This is a genomic window from Bradyrhizobium sp. Tv2a-2 (assembly GCF_000472425.1).
Taxonomy (GTDB): Bacteria; Pseudomonadota; Alphaproteobacteria; order Rhizobiales; family Xanthobacteraceae; genus Bradyrhizobium.
Genome location: NZ_AXAI01000043.1, coordinates 1 through 17979 on the forward strand (window position 1 = coordinate 1; position 17979 = coordinate 17979).

Here is a 17979-nt window from a genome sequence, read left to right on the forward strand (position 1 = left end):
GCGGAACCGCTTGACCCATTTGGCGACAGTCTTTGGCGTAACGTTGAACTGGCACGCGGCGGCTGCCTTGCTCAGCCCGCCTTCAACAACGCATCGCACCATGGCCTCTCGACCTTTGGGCGTCAGTGGCGCATTCTTGTGAGTGTCCATTCGGTCCCCCGCGAATCACTGTGTGTTTGGTGACATCAGCGTTCACGGCACGGGCCGAATGGACAACCTCCTGAAAGTTCACATCTAGTCCAGGGCACTAAAACGGCATTCCCATCAGCTTCGACAGGCGTTCAATCGACAGATAGCCAGCATTATAAGCAAGCAGAGCGAGCGCATAAATGATGGCTGAGATGATCGTGGTCCAGATCAGCTTGGGTCCCATGCGCGTCATGACCGGTGCGCCCGGATCGGTGCCGGGCGCGCCGACGCCATCCTCGTGCTGGCTGCGCACGCCGAACGGCAGGGTCAGGAACAGCGTGACCCACCAGATCACGAAATAGATCGCAAACGCGGTTGAGAGTGTGTAGGCCATCGGCCTGCCTTACGCCTGCTCGATCTCGACCAGTGCGCCCGAGAAGTCCTTCGGGTGCAGGAAAAGCACGGGCTTGCCATGCGCGCCGATCTTTGGCTGCCCATCTCCCAGCACGCGCGCGCCTTCCTTGATCAGGGTGTCGCGCGAGGCGATGATGTCTGAAACCTCGTAGCAGACGTGGTGAATGCCGCCGTCGGCATTGCGTTCCAGGAATTTCGCGATTGGCGAATTGTCGCCGAGCGGCTGGAGGAATTCGATCTTGGTGTTGGGCAGCGTGACGAACACGGTGGTGACGCCATGCTCAGGCAGCGGCACGGCTTTTGAAATGTCGGCGCCGAAAGCCGCGCCATAGATCTCCGCGGCCTTCTCGGCATCCTTGACTGCGATCGCGACGTGATTGAGCCGGCCGAGCATGACGTCCTCCGAATTATAGTTGGCGCTTGCCGCGCTTATATCGGCGCTTGGGCGCCGAACCTAGCCCCCCAGAACATGAACGAGGCAGAGCGGCTTCTTGCCCCATTGCTCGTTCAGGGCAGCCCGGACGGCCCGCCGCACTGACTCGGCCATGGCATCCGGATCGCGCCGCCGCGCCCGAGGCAGGCCCTCCACCGTTGAGACCACCACGTCGAACACGATGTCGTCGAAGGGCTCCCCCGCCATATTTTTCTCGGGGATGCCGACGAGATCAACCTCGGGATCGTCGGCCAGCTCCCCCTTTTCGGTCATGGCGATGGCCACAAAAACACACCCGGCGAAGCCCATGCGGCGCCGCTCGACCACGGCGCGCGACTTGGCGTCCTCCAGGATGGTTCCATCCTTGTAGAGCCGTCCCGACGGCAGCTGGTCGATAATCCCGGGCGTGCCGGGCCCGAGCTTGACCAAATCGCCGTTGCGGCAGGTCAAGACCCTCGGCACGCCGGCAGCGCGCGCGAGCTTGGCGTGCTCGGAGAGATGCAACGCCTCGCCATGAACGGGGATCACGAGTTGCGGCCGAGTCCATGCCAGCATCTCGCGCAATTCGTCGCGGCGCGGATGGCCGGAGACATGCACCAGGTGCTCGCGGTCGGTGATGATCTCGACGCCCTGCGCCACCAGCCCATTGATGATGGCGCCAACAGCCTTCTCATTGCCGGGAATGGTGCGCGAGGAGAAGATCACGCGATCGCCCTTGTTCAGGGTAACCTCGGGATGGTCGTCATTGGCGATGCGCGCCAGCGCGGCGCGCGGCTCGCCCTGGCTACCGGTGCACAGCGCCAGCACCTTGTCGGCGGGCAAATGGCCGTAGACATCGGGGCTGCGGAAATTCTGCACACCGTCGAGATAGCCGGTCTCGCGCGCGACCTGCACCACACGGTCCATGGCGCGCCCGACAATGACGACCTCGCGGTCGGCGGCCTTCGCTGCGTCCGCAACGGCCTTCAACCGCCCGACGTTGGAGGCAAAGGTCGTCACGGCGACGCGGCCCCGGGCGCCCTTGACGAGCTCCGCAATGGTCTTGGCGACCTCGGTCTCCGAGGGCGAGCGGCCGTCGCGCACGGCATTGGTGGAATCGCCGATCAGCGCCAGCAGCCCCGCATCGCCGAGCTCGCGCAGCCGCCGCTCGTCGGTGGGCGGGCCGATGATCGGGGTCGCATCGATCTTCCAGTCGCCGGTGTGCAGGACCGTGCCGATTTCGGTGTGGATTGCGAGTGCGTGCGATTCGGGAATCGAATGCGCCACCGGAATGAACTCGACATTGAACGGCCCAATATCGACCCGGCCGCCGGATGCGATCACCGTCACCGGGATTTTCGGCGCGTTGCGCTCGGCCTCGCATTTGGCCTCGAACAGCGCGGCCGAGAACTTGGTGGCGTAGATCGGGCATTTCAGCCGCGGCCAGAGATCGATGATGGCGCCGAAATGATCCTCATGGGCGTGCGTCAGCACCAGGCCCACGAGATTTTTCCGTTCCTTTTCCAGGAAGGAGATGTCCGGCATGATCAGGTCGATGCCGGGCAAATGCTCCTCGTCGCCGAAGGACACGCCGAGATCGATGGCGAGCCATGAGCGGCGGTGGCGATCGCCGAGGCCATAGATCGACAGGTTCATGCCGATCTCGCCGACGCCACCGAGCGGCGCGAATGTCAATTCGTCCGCCATCAGCTCGCCCCCACCGACGCCGCGCTACCGAAATAGACGTCACCGGCCGTCACTGACACGCGCGCGCCGGCAGCGGTGCGGATGATCATGCAACCCTGCTCGTCAATAGTATCGAACGTACCTTCGATCGGCTCGCCATCGGATTTGACGGCAACCGCCTGCCCGAGACCTGCGGCCCTTTCGAGCCAGAGCCGCCTGATCTCGCCAAAGCCTCCGCCATTGTCCCAGATTCCGCGAAACTCGGCCCAGCCGTCCGAGAGCGCGGTAAACAGCTCTTCCGCGCTGACATCGATGCCGAGCGCTCTGAGCGAGGTGGCCGGTGTCGGGGTGTCGGCCGGCGCCGCCATCACGTTGGTGCCGATGCCGACCACGACCGCGAGCCCGCCGGGTACGGCCTCGGCTTCCAGCAGGATGCCAGCGAGCTTTTGCCGCCCGGCCAGGACGTCGTTGGGCCATTTCAGCGAGAATTTCAGGTCGTCCGACCCGGGCGAGCGCATGGCCGCCTCGACGCTCAGCTTCACCAAGGCGGATTCCAGCGCAAGCCCGGCGGCAAAGCCGAGCGTCGCCGCGACCGCGGGCGAAACGTCGATCACCTCAAGGATGCTGCTGGCAAGGTTGCCGCGGGGCGCAATCCAGGGGCGATGACGGCGGCCGCGGCCGGCGGTCTGCTCCGGCGTGACGAGCCAGATGGGGCCGCGCTCGCCCGCACGCGCGCGCGACAGCGCCTCCGCATTGGTCGAGCCGATCTGATCGAAGGCAGCGAGACGATAACCTTGAGACGTTGCGCGAGGACCGAGCTTGAATGGCATCTAGAACAGTGATTTCGCTGCAGCTGACGCGGCGCTGACCAGCGGGCCTGGATAAACGAAGAACAGGATGTTGAAGAGACCGGCAAGCACGAGCACCGTGCCGAACTCGAAACGCACGGGATCGAGCTTGGTCAGCGGCTCGTCGAAATACATGGTCTTGACGATCGACAGGTAATAAAAGGCGCCTACGACGCTGGTCAGCACGCCGATCACCGACAGCGTAAACAGCCCGGCCTTGATTGCCGCGACGAACACATACCATTTGCCGAAGAAGCCCGCGAGCGGCGGCACGCCAGCCAGCGAGAACAGCAGCATCGCGAAGATGAAGGCGACCAGCGGGTTGGTGCGCGAGAGGCCTGCGAAATCGCTGATGTTCTCGAAATTCTGGCCGTCACGTTTGATGGACAGGACGATGGCGAAGACGCCTAGCGTCATCGTCACATAGATCGCGAGATAGACCAGTACGCCCTGCGCGCCCTCGGCCGTGCCGGCGGCAAGGCCGACCAAGGCAAAGCCCATATGGCCGATCGAGGAATAGGCCATCAGGCGCTTGATGTTGCGCTGGCCGATCGCGGCGAACGAGCCCAGCGCCATCGAGGCGATGGAGACGAAGACCACGATCTGCTGCCACTGCGTCAGGATACCGGGGAAGGCCGTCATGGTCACACGGGTGAACACCGCCATCGCCGCCACCTTCGGCGCGGAGGCGAAGAAGGCGGTCACCGGCGTTGGCGCGCCCTCATAGACGTCGGGCGTCCACATGTGGAATGGCACGGCCGAGACCTTGAAGCAGAGGCCGGCAAGCAGGAAGACGAGGCCAAAAGCGGTGCCGATGCCGCCGGTCTTGATGGCAGCGGCAAGGCCGGTGAACGTCACCGTGCCGGTGAAGCCGTAAATCAGCGAGGCGCCGTAGAGCAGCATGCCCGAGGACAGCGCGCCCAGCACAAAATATTTCAGACCGGCTTCGGTGGACTTGGCATTGTCGCGGTTGGAGGCGGCGACCACGTAGAGCGCAAGCGACATCAGCTCAAGCCCGAGATAGAGCGAGATCAGGTCGCCGGCCGAGATCAGGACCATCATGCCGAGCGTCGAAAGCAGGACCAGCACGGGATATTCGAAAATGCGGCGTGACGGATCGGCCAGGAATTCGGTCGACAGCACGAGCGTCACGACCGAGCCGATCAGCGCCAGTATCTTCAGGAAGCGTGCGAAATCGTCGACAATGAAGCTGCCGCCAAAGGTCGTGAGCCTGCCCGCGGGCAACATCAGCTCGAGGATGCCGGTCACGATCAAAAGCACTACGGCAAGGCCAGTAATGAGCCTCGTGGTGCCCTGCCCGCGATAGGCCCCTAACATCAGGAGCGCCATCGCGCCCACGGCGAGCACCAGTTCGGGAAGAACCGGCTGCAGTTGATAACCCGCGGTCTCAAAGCTCATTTCAGATCATCCTAATCCGCCGCTTCAGTGCAGCAGCGCGGCGGCCTTAACGGCCGTAACCGCGGTGGTGTAATTGGTAACGAGTTGCTGGACGGACGCCGCCGACATGTCCAGCACCGGCTTCGGATAGACGCCGAACCAAATGGTCAGCGCCACCAGCGGGAACAGCGTCAGGCATTCGCGCAACGTCATGTCCTTGATCGTCATCAGCGTCGGCTTGACCAGCGCGCCGAACACGATCTTGCGGTAGAGCCAGAGCGCGTAGCAGGCCGACAGGATGAGGCCGGTCGTCGCCAGGAAGGTGGTTGGCAGCGACACCTTGAAGGTGCCGATCAGCGTCATGAACTCGCCGATGAAGCCGGAGGTGCCGGGCAGACCGACATTGGCCATGGTGAAGACCATGAACACCAGCGCATAGAGCGGCATACGGTTGACGAGCCCGCCATAGGCCGCGATCTCGCGGGTGTGCATGCGGTCATAGACGATGCCGACGCAGAGGAAGAGTGCGCCCGAGACGATGCCGTGCGAGATCATCTGGAACACGCCGCCTGCGACGCCCTGGATGGTGCCAGCGAAGATGCCCATGGTCACGAAGCCCATATGTGCGACCGATGAGTAGGCGATCAGCTTCTTCATGTCCTCCTGCATCATGGCGACCAGCGAGGTGTAGATGATCGCGATGACCGAGAGCGAGAAGATCAACGGCGCGAAATCGTGCGACGCCAGGGGGAACATCGGCAGCGAGAAGCGAAGGAAGCCGTAACCGCCCATCTTGAGGAGGATCGCGGCCAGGATCACCGAGCCCGCGGTCGGCGCCTCGACGTGAGCGTCGGGAAGCCAGGTGTGCACCGGCCACATCGGCATCTTCACCGCAAAGGAGGCAAAGAAGGCGAGCCAAGCCCAGGTCTGCAAGGACCGCGGCACGGCGGTATGCATCAGGGTCGGGATATCGGTGGTATTGCCGTTCCAGTACAGCGCCATGATGGCGAGCAGCATCAACACCGAGCCGAGGAACGTATAGAGGAAGAACTTGAAAGAGGCGTAGACCCGGCGCGGGCCGCCCCAGACGCCGATGATCAGGAACATCGGAATCAAGCCGCCCTCGAAGAACAGATAGAACAGCACGAGATCGAGCGCCGAGAAGGTGCCGACCATCAGCGTTTCCAGGACCAGGAACGCCATCATGTATTCGGGAACGCGAACCTGGATCGCCTTCCAGCTCGCGACAATGCAGAACGGCAGCAGCGCCGTAGTCAGAATCACGAAGGGCAGCGAGATGCCGTCAACGCCCATGTGATAGTTGATGCCGGTCGCGAGCCAGCTTCCCTTCTCCACGAACTGGAAGTCGGTCTGGGACGGGTCAAAGCGCATGACCAGGATCAGCGACACCGCGAAGGTGACGAGCGTGGTCCACAGCGCGATCCAGCGCGCGGTCGAGTTGGCGGTCTCGTCGCCGCCGCGCGCCATCAGATAGATGAGCGCGACGCCGACGATCGGCAGGAATGTGGTGATGGAGAGGATGGGCCAGGTCGTCATTTACTGGGCTCCCAGGCCGAACATGAACCAGGTGATCAGGCCGGCGGCCCCGATCAGCATGGCAAAGGCGTAGTGATAGAGATAGCCGGTCTGGATCTTGACGACGTTGCGGGTGATGTCGAGCACCCGCGCCGACACGCCGTCCGGCCCGAAGCCGTCGATGAGCCAGCCGTCGCCCTTCCTCCAAAGCGTGTAGCCGATCCACTTCGCAGGCCGCACGAAGATGAGATCGTAGAGCTCGTCGAAGTACCACTTGTTGAGCAGGAAATTGTAGAGCAGCGGCTGCTGCTCGGCGAGCTCGACCGGCAGATACGGCCGACGGATGTAGAACAGGTAAGCGATCAGGAACCCGACCACCATCATCAGGGTTGGCAGCGGACCGAGCCAAGCTGGCATCTGCTCCATGTCTTCCAGGATGTGCGGGTTCATCTTCACGGACTCGCGGAAGAAATCCTCCACGCCGTGGCCGACGAAGATCTCCCTGAACGGGAAGCCGGAGAAGATCGAGCCGGCCGCCAGCACGCCGATCGGGACCAGCATCCAGAGCGGGCTCTCATGTGCGGCCTCATAGTGTTCCCGATCGTGCGGCTCGCCGAAGAACGTCTTGAAGATCAGCCGCCAGGAATAGAACGAGGTCAGGCCCGCCGCAGCGACCGTCAAAATATAAGCGTAGGCCGCGAACGGATTGTGGGACGCATAGGCGGATTCGATGATCGCGTCCTTGGAGAAATAGCCCGCGAACATCGGGAAACCCGTCAGCGCCAGCGTTCCGATGCACATCACCGCGAACGTATAGGGGATCTTCCGCCACAACCCGCCCATGTTGCGGATGTCCTGCTCGTGATGCATCGCGTAGATCACCGAGCCCGAGCCCAGGAACAACAGCGCCTTGAAGAAGGCGTGGGTGAAGAGGTGGAACATGCCCACCGAATAGGCCCCCGCCCCCATCGCCACGAACATGTAGCCGAGCTGCGAGCAGGTCGAGTAGGCGACGATCCGCTTGATGTCGTTCTGCACGAGGCCGATGGTTGCGGCAAAGAACGCCGTGGTCGCGCCGATGAACATCACGAAGGCCTGCGCGGTCGGCGCGAGCTCAAACAAGGGCGACAGTCGCGCCACCATGAAGACGCCGGCGGTGACCATCGTCGCGGCGTGGATCAGCGCGGAAACCGGGGTCGGGCCTTCCATCGCGTCCGGCAACCAGGTGTGCAGCAGGAATTGCGCAGACTTGCCCATCGCGCCCATGAACAGCAGGAGACAAGCGAGCGTCAACGCGTCCACCTGCCAGCCGAAGAAATCGATGGTCTTGCCGACGAGCCCGGGCGCGCCGCTGAAGATGGTCTCGAAATCGGTCGAGCCGATCAGGGCAAAGACGGCGAAGATGCCGAGCGCAAATCCGAAATCGCCGACGCGGTTGACGATGAAGGCCTTGATCGCGGCCGCATTGGCCGAGGGCTTCTGATACCAGAAGCCGATCAGGAGATAGCTTGCGAGACCCACGCCCTCCCAGCCGAAGAACATCTGCACCAGGTTATCCGCGGTCACCAGCATCAACATGGCAAAGGTGAACAGCGACAGATAGCCGAAGAAGCGCGGCCGGTACGGGTCCTCGTCCATATAGCCGATGGAATAGAGATGCACGAGCGAGGACACCGTGTTGACCACCACCAGCATCACCGCGGTCAAAGTGTCGACACGCAGTGCCCATGATACCTGCAGATCGCCGGAGAAAATCCAAGGGAAGAGTTGGATACGCGCGTCGTGATGCAGGAAGCCGACATCGACAAGGGTGAACCAGGACAACGCCGCGCAAACAAACAAGAGGCCGGTCGTGATCAGTTCCGCTGGACGCGACGCCCACGCCGCCGGTTCGCTGACGTGATGGTCGTCATGGGCGTGATCGTCGGCCCCATGGTCGCCGGCCCCATGGTCGTCCTGGGCGTGGAACGCGTGGGCATCGCCATGCGCATCGTCGTGATGCTCGACGGTATCGCCGCTCGGACAGCGTTCACGCGCCCCGATCACGGCAATGATGCCGGCGAGAATGGCGCCCAGCAGCGGCAGGAAAACGATTGCCTGGATCATCGCCGGCTCAGCCCTTCATCAGATTGACATCTTCAACCGCGATCGAGCCGCGGTTGCGGAAATACACGACAAGGATCGCAAGGCCGATCGCGGCCTCGGCGGCGGCAACCGTCAGCACCAGCAGCGCGAACACCTGGCCGACGATGTCGCCGAGGAAGGTCGAGAACGCCACCAGGTTGATGTTGACTGCGAGCAGGATCAACTCGATCGACATCAGGATGACGATGATGTTCTTGCGGTTCAGGAAGATGCCGAGGATGCCGAGCGTGAACAGGATCGCGCCGACCGCCAGATAATGTCCGAGCCCGACGATCATTGCACCCACTCCGCCGCATCCGCGTCCTGCAGTCCCTGGCCCGAGGCGACCTTGCGCACGGCCATGGCGATCTCGGGCGTCCGCGCGTTCTGCACGTTGATATCCTGCCGCTTGATATAGGCCTTGTGGCGCAAGGTCAGCACGATGGCGCCGATCATCGCGACCAGCAGCACCATGCCGGCCAGCTGGAAGTAATGGATGTACTTGGTATAGAGCACGAGCCCGAGCGCCTCGGTGTTGGAGACATTGGTCGGGATCGGGGATGTGATCTGCTTGCTGACGGTGGGGTTGATCACCCAGAAGCCGACGGTCAAGAGCAGCTCGAACATGAAGATGCCGCCGACCACGAGGCCAACCGGCAGATATTCGATGAAGCCCTCACGCAGCTGGTCGAAATCGACGTCAAGCATCATGATCACGAACAGGAACAGCACGGCGACCGCGCCGACATAGACCACGATCAGGATCATGGCCAGGAACTCGGCGCCCATCAGCACGAACAGGCCCGACGCGTTGACGAAGGCCAGGATCAGGAACAGCACGGAGTGGACGGGGTTGCGCGAGGCAATCACCATCACCGCAGATGCCACGCAGACGGCGGCAAACAGGTAAAAGAACAGCGCGGGAAGAATCATTATTGGTCCCCGTCCCCTTACCGGTACGGCGCGTCGAGCGCGATCGCCTTGGCGATCTCGCGCTCCCAGCGGTCCCCGTTGGCGAGCAGCTTGGCCTTGTCGTAGTAGAGTTCTTCGCGCGTCTCGGCCGCGAACTCGAAGTTCGGCCCCTCGACGATGGCGTCCACCGGGCAGGCCTCCTGGCACATGCCGCAATAGATGCATTTCACCATGTCGATGTCGTAACGCACGGTGCGGCGGGTGCCGTCATTGCGGCGCGGCCCGGCTTCGATGGTGATGGCCTGCGCAGGACAAATCGCCTCGCACAGCTTGCAGGCGATGCAGCGCTCCTCGCCGTTGGGATAACGGCGCAGCGCGTGCTCGCCGCGGAAGCGTGGCGAGATCGGCCCCTTCTCGAAGGGATAGTTGAGGGTCGGCTTCGGCTGGAAGAAGTAGCGCATGGCGAGGAAGAACGCCGATACGAACTCGGACAGAAGCAGCGACCGGGCGGTGGCTTTGACACTCATGGCGGACCTCACTTCGGCGCGATGTCGGCGAAATGCAGCACGCCGGCCACGACCACCACCATCACCAGCGACAGCGGCAGGAACACCTTCCAGCCGAGCCGCATCAATTGGTCGTAGCGGTAGCGCGGCACGATCGCCTTTGCCATCGCGAACAGGAAGAACATGAAGAACAGCTTCAGCGCGAACCAGATCACGCCGGGAATCCAGGTGAAGGGTGGCAGCGCCACCGGCGGCAGCCAGCCGCCCAGGAACAGGATGGTGGCCAGCGCGCACATGGTGGTGATGGCGACATACTCGCCGAGCATGAACAAGAGATACGGCGTCGAGCCGTATTCCACCATGAAGCCCGCGACCAGCTCGGATTCCGCTTCGACGAGGTCGAAGGGCGGACGGTTGGTTTCCGCGAGCGACGAGACGTAGAACACCACGAACATCGGCAGCAGCGGCCAGACGTACCAGTTGAGGATGGTGAGCTGCGGCAGGCCGATCAGGCTCGCAAGCCCGCGGGTATTCTGCGCTTCCACCACGGCCGACAGATTGAGCGAGCCGGCGCACAGCAGCACCGTGATAATCACGAAGCCGATCGAGACCTCGTAGGACACCATCTGCGCGGCCGAGCGCAGCGCGGCCAGGAACGGGTATTTCGAGTTCGACGACCAGCCGGCCATGATGATGCCGTAGATCGATAACGACGAGATCGCGAAGATGTAGAGGACGCCGACATTGATGTCGGAGATCACCCAGCCGAGATTGGTCGGGATCACCGCCCAGGCTGCGAGCGCCAGCACGCAGGAGACCAGCGGCGCCAGCAGGAATACGCCCTTGTTGGCGCCGGCCGGGATGATCGGCTCCTTCAGCACGAACTTCAGCAGGTCGGCGAAGGATTGCAGCAGGCCGAAGGGCCCGACCACGTTGGGGCCCCGGCGGATCTGCACGGCCGCCCAGATCTTGCGGTCGGCGAGCAGGATATAGGCGATCGCGATCAGGAGCACGACCAGCAGCAACACGCTTTCCGCGACCATTATGATCAGCGGCCAGAGGAAGCCGGTCCAGAATGAGCTTGCGAAGAAATCAGCCATCAGATCACGCTTATTCCGCTGCCGTCAGCATCCGCCCTGCGGCCAGGCGCGAACATTCCGCCATCACCGCCGAGGCGCGAGCGATCGGGTTGGTCAGGTAGAAATCCTCAACCGGAGACTTGAACGCCGCCTTCTCCAGGCTGCCGCCCTTGCCCGCCAGCACCTTGATCGCGCCGGCGTCGGCCGGCTCGATATGGTCCATCCGCTGCAGAAGCGGCACGGCCTTGAAGATCGCCTTGCGCAGTTCGGCAAGAGAGTCATAGGGCAGCTTCTTGCCAAGCACATCCGACAGTGCCCGGATGATCGCCCAGTCCTCGCGCGCTTCCCCCGGTGGGAAGGCCGCGCGGCCCGCCATCTGCACGCGACCTTCGGTGTTGACGTAGATCGCGGACTTCTCGGTGTAGGCGGCCGAAGGCAGGATGACGTCGGCGCGGTGGGCGCCGCGATCGCCATGGGTACCGATATAAACCACTAAGGTCCCGTCCGGCACCTTCGTCTCGTCGGCGCCGAGCAGGAACAGCACATCCAGCGTGCCGAAGGTCGTCATCTGCGCAGCGTTCAAGCCGCCTGCTCCCGGCGTGAAGCCGATGTCCAGCGCGCCGACACGGGACGCCGTGTCGTGCAGCACCGCAAAGCCGTTCCAGCCGTCCTTGATGGCACCGAAATCGCCCGCAAGCTTGGCAGCGAGCGCTAGCACCGCTGCGCCGTCATGCCGTCCGGCCGCGCCCGATCCGACCAGGACGATCGGGTTCTTGGCATTCTTGAGTATGTTGGCGAATGCGCCTTTGCCTGCCGCGAGTTCGCTCAGGGAATCCGTGCCGGCGCCGAGATAATCGTAATCATAGGTGAGATCAGCCTGCGGGCCGATGACGCCGATCTTGAGCTGGCCGGTACGCCAGCGCTTGCGGATGCGGGCGTTGAGCACCGCCGCTTCCTTGCGCGGATTGGCACCGACGATCAGGAGCGCATCCGCCTGCTCGATGCCGGCGATGGTCGGATTGAACAGATAGGAGGCGCGGCCAAGCTTGGCGTCAAAGGCGTCGCCGCCCTGAACCGCGAGATTGGTCGAGCCCCATTTCGCCAGCAGATCCTTCAGCGCGAACATCTCTTCGACGCCCGCGAGATCGCCGGCGATGGCGCCGACGCGCTTGCCGTCGATGCGGGCGGCCTTGGCGGCGATCGCGGCAAAGGCTTCCTGCCACGAGACGGCGCGCAGCTTGCCGTTCTCGCGAACATAAGGCCGGTCAAGACGCTGCATGCGCAGGCCGTCGACGACGTGGCGGGTCTTGTCGGAAATCCATTCCTCGTTCACGGACTCGTTGATGCGCGGCAGGATGCGCATCACCTCGCGGCCACGGGTGTCTACGCGGATCGCCGAGCCGACACCGTCCATGACGTCGATCGACTGGGTCTTGCCGAGTTCCCAGGGCCGTGCCGCGAAGGCGTAGGGCTTCGAGGTCAGCGCGCCCACCGGGCAGATATCGACGAGATTGCCCTGAAGCTCCGAGCTCAGCGCGTGCTCGAGATAGGTCGTGATCTCCATGTCCTCGCCGCGGCCGGTCGCGCCCATTTCCGGCGTGCCGCAAACTTCCGCCGAGAAGCGGACGCAGCGCGTGCACTGGATGCAGCGGTTCATCGAGGTCTTGACCAGCGCGCCCAGATATTTGTCCTCGACCGCGCGCTTATTCTCGGCGAAACGGCTGGTATCGACGCCGTAGCCCATCGCCTGGTCCTGCAGATCGCACTCGCCGCCCTGGTCGCAGATCGGACAGTCCAGCGGATGGTTGATCAGCAGGAACTCCATCACGCCTTCGCGCGCCTTCCTCACCATCGGCGAGCGGGTCGAGATTTCCGGCGGCTCGCCCTTCGGGCCCGGACGGCAGTCGCGCACGCCCCAGGCGCAGCTTGCGACCGGCTTCGGCCCGCCCTTCACCTCGACCAGGCACATCCGGCAATTGCCGGCAATCGACAGGCGCTCGTGGTAGCAGAACCGCGGAATTTCGGCACCCGCGGCTTCGCACGCCTGCAGCAGCGTGTACTCCGGCGGCACATCGATCTCTTTGCCATCGACGATGATCTTGGTCATTGCTCTACTCCGCCGCGATCATGTTCTCGGGATCGCGGATGCCGATATCGTCGATATCGGCCTTGTGCGTATAGGCGTCGATGCGCGCTTCGATCTCGTGACGGAAATGCGCAATCAGGCCCTGGATCGGCCATGCCGCGGCGTCGCCCAGCGCGCAGATGGTGTGGCCCTCGACCTGCTTGGTCACTTCGAGCAACATGTCGATCTCGCGCTTGTGGGCCCGGCCCTCGGCCATGCGGGTCAGCACGCGCCACATCCAGCCCGTGCCCTCGCGGCACGGAGTGCACTGGCCGCAGCTCTCGTGCTTGTAGAAATAGGAGATGCGCGCGATCGCCCGGATCAGGTCGGTCGACTTGTCCATGACGATGACAGCCGCCGTGCCGAGGCCGGAGCGCAGTTTGCCCAGGCTGTCGAAATCCATCGGCGTGTCGATGATCTGCTCAGCCGGCACCATGCGCACCGACGAGCCGCCGGGAATGACGGCCTTGAGATTGTCCCAGCCGCCGCGGATGCCACCGCAATGGCGCTCGATCAGCTCACGGAATGTCAGCCCCAAGGCCTCCTCGACATTGCACGGACGCTCGACATGGCCGGAGATGCAGAACAGCTTGGTGCCGACATTGTTGGGCCGGCCAATGCCGGCGAACCAGGCGGCGCCGCGGCGCAAAATGTCGGGCGCAACCGCGATCGACTCGACGTTGTTGACGGTGGTCGGGCAGCCATAGAGGCCAACATTGGCCGGGAACGGCGGCTTCAGCCGCGGCTGGCCCTTCTTGCCTTCGAGGCTCTCCAGCAACGCCGTCTCTTCGCCACAGATGTAGGCGCCGGCGCCATGGGCGACATAGAGGTCGAACGGCCAGCCGTTGACATTGTCCTTGCCGATCAGCTTGGCCTCATAGGCCTGATCGATCGCGGCCTGCAGGTGCTCGCGCTCGCGGATGAACTCGCCGCGCACATAAATGTAGCAGGCGTGCGCGCCCATGGCGAAGCTTGCGAGCAGACAACCCTCGACCAGCAGATGCGGGTCGTGCCGCATGATCTCGCGGTCCTTGCAGGTGCCGGGCTCGGACTCGTCGGCGTTGACGACGAGATAGCTCGGCCGGCCGTCCTTGCTCTCCTTCGGCATGAAGGACCATTTCAGGCCGGTCGGGAAGCCGGCGCCGCCGCGGCCGCGCAGGCCCGATGCCTTCATCTCGTTGATGATCCAGTCGCGGCCCTTGTCGATGATCGCCTTGGTGCCATCCCAGGCGCCGCGCTTGCGCGCGCCTTGGAGGCCCCAGTCGTGAAGGCCGTAGAGGTTCTTGAAAATCCGGTCCTTGTCGTCGAGCATGACTAGAAAGCTTTCCGATCCGAACGTGGGGTGACCGCGGCGGGCTTCATGTCGTTTCCTTCAGCGTGGTCGGCCCGGTGATGGGCGCCGAGAACTGCCGGCCGTTTTGCGGACCGGGCTTCGGCGGATTGCCTGCGGCAAAGCCGTCGAGGACCTTGCCCAAAGTTTCCTTGGTGAGGTCCTCGTAGGTGTCCTTCCAGATCATGACCATCGGCGCGTTCACGCAGGCGCCGAGGCACTCGACCTCTTCCCAGCTGAAATTGCCGTCCTTGGAGAGGTGAAACGGATCATGATGGATGCGGCTTTGGCAGACTTCGATCAGGTCGCCGGCGCCGCGTAAGCGACACGGCGTGGTGCCGCAGACCTGGACGTGGGCCTTCTTGCCCACCGGCTGCAGCTGGAACATGGTGTAGAAGGTCGCGATCTCGAGCATGCGAATGAGGGGCATGTCGAGCATGTCTGCAACGCAGCGGATCGCGGCTTCCGAGACCCAGCCCGCGTTCTGCTCCTGGGCCCGCCACAGGATCGCGATCGCGGCGGAGGCCTGCCTGCCTTCCGGATACTTGGTGATCTCGCGCTTGGCCCAGGCGAGGTTCTCCTCGGTGAAGGCGAAGCTTTCCGGCTGCTGTTCTTTTGGCGCAAGGCGGCGAACGGACATCGTGTTCTAGACTCTCATTGCATGCGACGCGCGACATCGGCGTTGAGCGCATTGATCCGGCTTTGCCAGAACGCGCTTTGCGTGCCGAAGACGTTGTAGCCGACGTGGGTGGAGACCTTGATGCGGTCGAGAATCGAAAGCTCGGTCACGGTCTCCAGGCGGTTGGAACGGGGATCGTAGACGATGAGCTTGAGTGGGGTCTTTTCGAGGATGTAGCGCGAGACGGTGTGATCGGGATCGTTGCCGTGCTCCTCGCACAGGATCACGCTGTCGCCCTCCAAGAGCCGCGAGCCGCCCTTGATCGCCTCGACCTCGACGCCCTCGACGTCGAGCTTGATCAGATATTTTCCATCGGCCGAAATCTTGCCGTCGTCGATGAGGTCGTCGAGCGCGATGACCGGGACTTCCTCGCCGCCACTGTTGGCGCCGGCGATGCTGAAGGCCTCATGCTTGGTGCCGGTGAGATGCGCGGTGCCGCGCGCTGCGCCGATCGCACATTTCATAACCTCGAAGCGACAGTCGTTGACTTCAGCATTGTTTGAGAGCTTGGCGAAATTCTGCGACGACGGCTCGATCGCGATCGCCCGGTGCGAGCCGAACGGGCGGCTCGACACCAGGACCGACCAGTAGCCGTAGTTGGCCCCGCAATCGATCAGCGTGTAGTCGACGTCGGCGGAATGGCGGAACAGCAGCTCGAGCTCGTCTTCGTAATGATAGGACCGGTTGAGCAGCTTGCTCCAGTAGCCGTCGCCATAGGGAAACTCGAAGACAGCGTCTTTGTTGAGCCTGATCGCGATGTTGCGTTCCGGCAGCGTCTTGCGCAGCAGGTTGGCGCAACCGATGTAGCCGCGATGCGAGAAATGGGAGGAGATCTTCGAGCCGGTCGCCAATGCCAGCGCAGCCGTGCGTTCCCAGAGGTTTGCACCCTCCAGGGCTCCTGAAGCACGGTCGAACTGGATTGGCGCCTGCGCCATCACCGATCAACCTCTCCGAACACGATATCGAGCGAACCGAGGATGGCGGAGACGTCCGCGAGCAGATGGCCCTTGCAAAGGAAGTCCATCGCCTGAAGATGCGCAAAGCCCGGCGCGCGGATCTTGCACTTGTAGGGCTTGTTGGTGCCATCGGCGACGAGATAGACGCCGAACTCGCCCTTCGGCGCTTCCACCGCGGCATAGACCTCGCCTTCCGGCACGTGGAAGCCTTCGGTGTAGAGCTTGAAGTGATGAATTAAGGCTTCCATTGAGCGCTTCATCTCGCCGCGGCGGGGCGGGAAGATCTTGTGGTCCTGCACCACGACCGGGCCCTGCCCGTCCGGCGCTTTCAGCTTGGCGATGCACTGCTTCATGATCCGCACCGACTGTCGCATCTCTTCCATGCGGATCAGGTAGCGGTCGTAGCAGTCGCCGTTCTTGCCGATCGGAATGTCAAAATCCATCTCGGCGTAGCATTCGTAAGGCTGCGCCTTGCGCAGGTCCCAGGCCGCACCCGAGCCGCGCACCATTACGCCGGAGAAGCCCCATTCCCAGGCCTGCTTCAGCGTCACCTTGCCGATGTCGACATTGCGCTGCTTGAAGATGCGGTTGGCGGTCAGCAGCCGGTCGAGGTCGTCGACCACTTTGAGGAATGGATCGCACCAGGCGTCGATGTCGTCGATCAGCTTGGGCGTCAGATCCTGGTGCACGCCGCCGATGCGGAAGAAGGCCGCATGCATGCGCGAGCCGGAGGCGCGCTCATAGAACACCATCAGCTTCTCGCGCTCCTCAAAGCCCCACAGCGGCGGGGTGAGCGCGCCGACGTCCATCGCCTGCGTGGTGACGTTGAGCAGGTGAGAGAGAATGCGGCCGATCTCGCAATAGAGCACGCGGATTAGTTGGCCGCGCCGCGGCACCTCGATGCCGAGCAGCTTCTCGGCCGCGAGACAGAACGCGTGCTCCTGGTTCATCGGCGCGACATAGTCGAGCCGGTCGAAATAGGGAATCGCCTGCAGGTAGGTCTTGGCCTCGATCAGCTTCTCGGTGCCGCGATGCAAGAGCCCGATATGCGGGTCGACGCGCTCCACCACCTCGCCGTCGAGTTCCAGCACCAGCCGAAGCACACCGTGCGCGGCCGGGTGCTGCGGGCCGAAATTGATGGTGAAATTACGCAGGGTTTGGCTTTGTTCATTCATGGTGCGCCCTCCACTCCTGGGCGAATAGCGATTGGCGGACGGGCAACCTCACGACTTTGTCCCCGCCTTCTCGTCGCCGGGGAGCACGGGATAGTCCGCGCCTTCCCAGGGCGAGAGGAAATCGAACTTACGGAATTCCTGGTTGAGGCGAACCGGCTCGTAGACCACCCGCTTCTCCTGGTCGTCGTAGCGCACCTCGACAAAGCCGGTGAGCGGGAAATCCTTGCGCAGCGGATGTCCCTCGAAACCGTAGTCGGTCAGAAGGCGCCGCATGTCGGGATGGCCGGTGAAGATCACGCCATAGAGGTCATAGGCCTCGCGCTCGAACCAGTCGGCGCCCGGAAAGACGTCGATGATCGAGGGGACCTGCGTCGTCTCGTCGGCATGAACCTTGAGCCGGATGCGGGCGTTCAAGGTCGGAGAGAGGAAGTGGTAGATCACGTCGAAGCGCTTGTCGCGCGCCGGATAGTCGACGGCCGTGATGTCGGTGATGTTGACAAAGCGGCAGTTGGGATCGTCGCGCAGGAACTTCACGACATCCACGATTCTGCCGGCTTCGACCGCTACCGTGAGCTGGCTGTAGGCCACCTCATGTTCGAGCGCGGCGCCCGGAAGCGCGCTCACGATCCTTTGCCCCAGGGCGTCGAGCCTGCCGTCGTCCATCTCTTGA

General features: G+C 63.3%; 18 protein-coding genes. All 18 read right to left on the reverse strand.

What is annotated here, in order from left to right:
* Positions 1-150, reverse strand: a 150-nt coding sequence (locus A3AI_RS46940; RefSeq protein ID WP_156928151.1) for a helix-turn-helix domain-containing protein, incomplete at its 3' end; no start/stop codon positions are given.
* A gap of 97 nt (positions 151-247) precedes the next feature.
* Positions 248-523: a DUF1467 family protein gene (locus A3AI_RS0139555; RefSeq protein WP_024520779.1), complete on the reverse strand. Its 276-nt coding sequence runs from the start codon at positions 521-523 to the stop codon at positions 248-250.
* A 9-nt stretch (positions 524-532) separates the two neighbouring features.
* Complete coding sequence (gene mce, locus A3AI_RS0139560) at positions 533-937, reverse strand: methylmalonyl-CoA epimerase (RefSeq protein WP_024520780.1); 405 nt, start codon at positions 935-937, stop codon at positions 533-535.
* A 60-nt stretch (positions 938-997) separates the two neighbouring features.
* Complete coding sequence (locus tag A3AI_RS0139565; RefSeq protein WP_024520781.1) at positions 998-2662, reverse strand: ribonuclease J; 1665 nt, start codon at positions 2660-2662, stop codon at positions 998-1000.
* Positions 2662-3471, reverse strand: coding sequence for a biotin--[acetyl-CoA-carboxylase] ligase (locus A3AI_RS0139570; RefSeq protein ID WP_024520782.1), 810 nt, complete (start codon positions 3469-3471; stop codon positions 2662-2664). Before A3AI_RS0139570 ends, A3AI_RS0139565 begins: the two co-directional genes overlap by 1 nt.
* Positions 3472-4908, reverse strand: coding sequence for an NADH-quinone oxidoreductase subunit NuoN (gene nuoN / locus A3AI_RS0139575; RefSeq protein ID WP_024520783.1), 1437 nt, complete (start codon positions 4906-4908; stop codon positions 3472-3474).
* Positions 4909-4932: 24 nt separating this feature from the next.
* Positions 4933-6444, reverse strand: a complete 1512-nt coding sequence (locus A3AI_RS0139580) for an NADH-quinone oxidoreductase subunit M (RefSeq protein WP_024520784.1) — start codon at positions 6442-6444, stop codon at positions 4933-4935.
* Entirely contained in the window at positions 6445-8529 is a 2085-nt protein-coding gene (gene nuoL, locus A3AI_RS0139585; RefSeq protein WP_024520785.1) for an NADH-quinone oxidoreductase subunit L, read from the reverse strand.
* Positions 8530-8536: 7 nt separating this feature from the next.
* Positions 8537-8845, reverse strand: coding sequence for an NADH-quinone oxidoreductase subunit NuoK (gene nuoK / locus A3AI_RS0139590; protein WP_024520786.1), 309 nt, complete (start codon positions 8843-8845; stop codon positions 8537-8539).
* Positions 8842-9480 (reverse strand): NADH-quinone oxidoreductase subunit J, encoded by a 639-nt coding sequence (locus A3AI_RS0139595; RefSeq protein ID WP_024520787.1) that lies wholly within the window; start codon positions 9478-9480, stop codon positions 8842-8844. The genes nuoK and A3AI_RS0139595 overlap by 4 nt, the downstream gene beginning before the upstream one ends.
* 17 nt (positions 9481-9497) lie before the next feature.
* A complete protein-coding gene (gene nuoI / locus A3AI_RS0139600) occupies positions 9498-9986 on the reverse strand; it encodes an NADH-quinone oxidoreductase subunit NuoI (RefSeq protein ID WP_024520788.1) in 489 nt (162 codons plus the stop codon).
* Positions 9987-9994: 8 nt separating this feature from the next.
* Positions 9995-11065, reverse strand: coding sequence for an NADH-quinone oxidoreductase subunit NuoH (gene nuoH / locus A3AI_RS0139605; RefSeq protein ID WP_024520789.1), 1071 nt, complete (start codon positions 11063-11065; stop codon positions 9995-9997).
* Positions 11066-11075: 10 nt separating this feature from the next.
* Positions 11076-13151, reverse strand: a complete 2076-nt coding sequence (gene nuoG, locus A3AI_RS0139610; RefSeq protein ID WP_024520790.1) for an NADH-quinone oxidoreductase subunit NuoG — start codon at positions 13149-13151, stop codon at positions 11076-11078.
* Positions 13152-13155: 4 nt separating this feature from the next.
* A complete protein-coding gene (gene nuoF, locus A3AI_RS0139615; protein ID WP_024520791.1) occupies positions 13156-14481 on the reverse strand; it encodes an NADH-quinone oxidoreductase subunit NuoF in 1326 nt (441 codons plus the stop codon).
* Positions 14482-14527: 46 nt separating this feature from the next.
* Positions 14528-15139: an NADH-quinone oxidoreductase subunit NuoE gene (nuoE, locus tag A3AI_RS0139620; protein ID WP_024520792.1), complete on the reverse strand. Its 612-nt coding sequence runs from the start codon at positions 15137-15139 to the stop codon at positions 14528-14530.
* A 14-nt stretch (positions 15140-15153) separates the two neighbouring features.
* Positions 15154-16113, reverse strand: a complete 960-nt coding sequence (locus tag A3AI_RS0139625) for an FkbM family methyltransferase (RefSeq protein ID WP_024520793.1) — start codon at positions 16111-16113, stop codon at positions 15154-15156.
* Complete coding sequence (locus tag A3AI_RS0139630) at positions 16113-17309, reverse strand: NADH-quinone oxidoreductase subunit D (protein WP_024520794.1); 1197 nt, start codon at positions 17307-17309, stop codon at positions 16113-16115. The genes A3AI_RS0139625 and A3AI_RS0139630 overlap by 1 nt, the downstream gene beginning before the upstream one ends.
* A 48-nt stretch (positions 17310-17357) precedes the next feature.
* Positions 17358-17972 carry an NADH-quinone oxidoreductase subunit C gene (locus A3AI_RS0139635; protein ID WP_024520795.1) on the reverse strand — a complete coding sequence of 205 codons (615 nt, stop codon included), beginning with the start codon at positions 17970-17972 and terminating at the stop codon, positions 17358-17360.
* Positions 17973-17979 lie beyond the last annotated feature (7 nt).

Excerpts from the sequence above, each read along its gene's own strand:
- A3AI_RS0139625 (WP_024520793.1), bottom strand. The coding sequence starts at position 16,113 with ATGGCGCAGGCGCCAATCCAGTTCGACCGTGCTTCAGGAGCCCTGGAG.
- A3AI_RS0139570 (WP_024520782.1), bottom strand. The coding sequence starts at position 3,471 with ATGCCATTCAAGCTCGGTCCTCGCGCAACGTCTCAAGGTTATCGTCTC.
- nuoG (WP_024520790.1), bottom strand. The coding sequence starts at position 13,151 with ATGACCAAGATCATCGTCGATGGCAAAGAGATCGATGTGCCGCCGGAG.
- A3AI_RS0139580 (WP_024520784.1), bottom strand. The coding sequence starts at position 6,444 with ATGACGACCTGGCCCATCCTCTCCATCACCACATTCCTGCCGATCGTC.
- A3AI_RS0139630 (WP_024520794.1), bottom strand. The coding sequence starts at position 17,309 with ATGAATGAACAAAGCCAAACCCTGCGTAATTTCACCATCAATTTCGGC.
- nuoN (WP_024520783.1), bottom strand. The coding sequence starts at position 4,908 with ATGAGCTTTGAGACCGCGGGTTATCAACTGCAGCCGGTTCTTCCCGAA.
- A3AI_RS0139555 (WP_024520779.1), bottom strand. The coding sequence starts at position 523 with ATGGCCTACACACTCTCAACCGCGTTTGCGATCTATTTCGTGATCTGG.
- nuoF (WP_024520791.1), bottom strand. The coding sequence starts at position 14,481 with ATGCTCGACGACAAGGACCGGATTTTCAAGAACCTCTACGGCCTTCAC.
- nuoK (WP_024520786.1), bottom strand. The coding sequence starts at position 8,845 with ATGATCGTCGGGCTCGGACATTATCTGGCGGTCGGCGCGATCCTGTTC.
- A3AI_RS0139565 (WP_024520781.1), bottom strand. The coding sequence starts at position 2,662 with ATGGCGGACGAATTGACATTCGCGCCGCTCGGTGGCGTCGGCGAGATC.
- A3AI_RS0139595 (WP_024520787.1), bottom strand. The coding sequence starts at position 9,480 with ATGATTCTTCCCGCGCTGTTCTTTTACCTGTTTGCCGCCGTCTGCGTG.
- nuoL (WP_024520785.1), bottom strand. The coding sequence starts at position 8,529 with ATGATCCAGGCAATCGTTTTCCTGCCGCTGCTGGGCGCCATTCTCGCC.
- nuoE (WP_024520792.1), bottom strand. The coding sequence starts at position 15,139 with ATGTCCGTTCGCCGCCTTGCGCCAAAAGAACAGCAGCCGGAAAGCTTC.
- nuoI (WP_024520788.1), bottom strand. The coding sequence starts at position 9,986 with ATGAGTGTCAAAGCCACCGCCCGGTCGCTGCTTCTGTCCGAGTTCGTA.
- A3AI_RS0139635 (WP_024520795.1), bottom strand. The coding sequence starts at position 17,972 with ATGGACGACGGCAGGCTCGACGCCCTGGGGCAAAGGATCGTGAGCGCG.
- nuoH (WP_024520789.1), bottom strand. The coding sequence starts at position 11,065 with ATGGCTGATTTCTTCGCAAGCTCATTCTGGACCGGCTTCCTCTGGCCG.
- mce (WP_024520780.1), bottom strand. The coding sequence starts at position 937 with ATGCTCGGCCGGCTCAATCACGTCGCGATCGCAGTCAAGGATGCCGAG.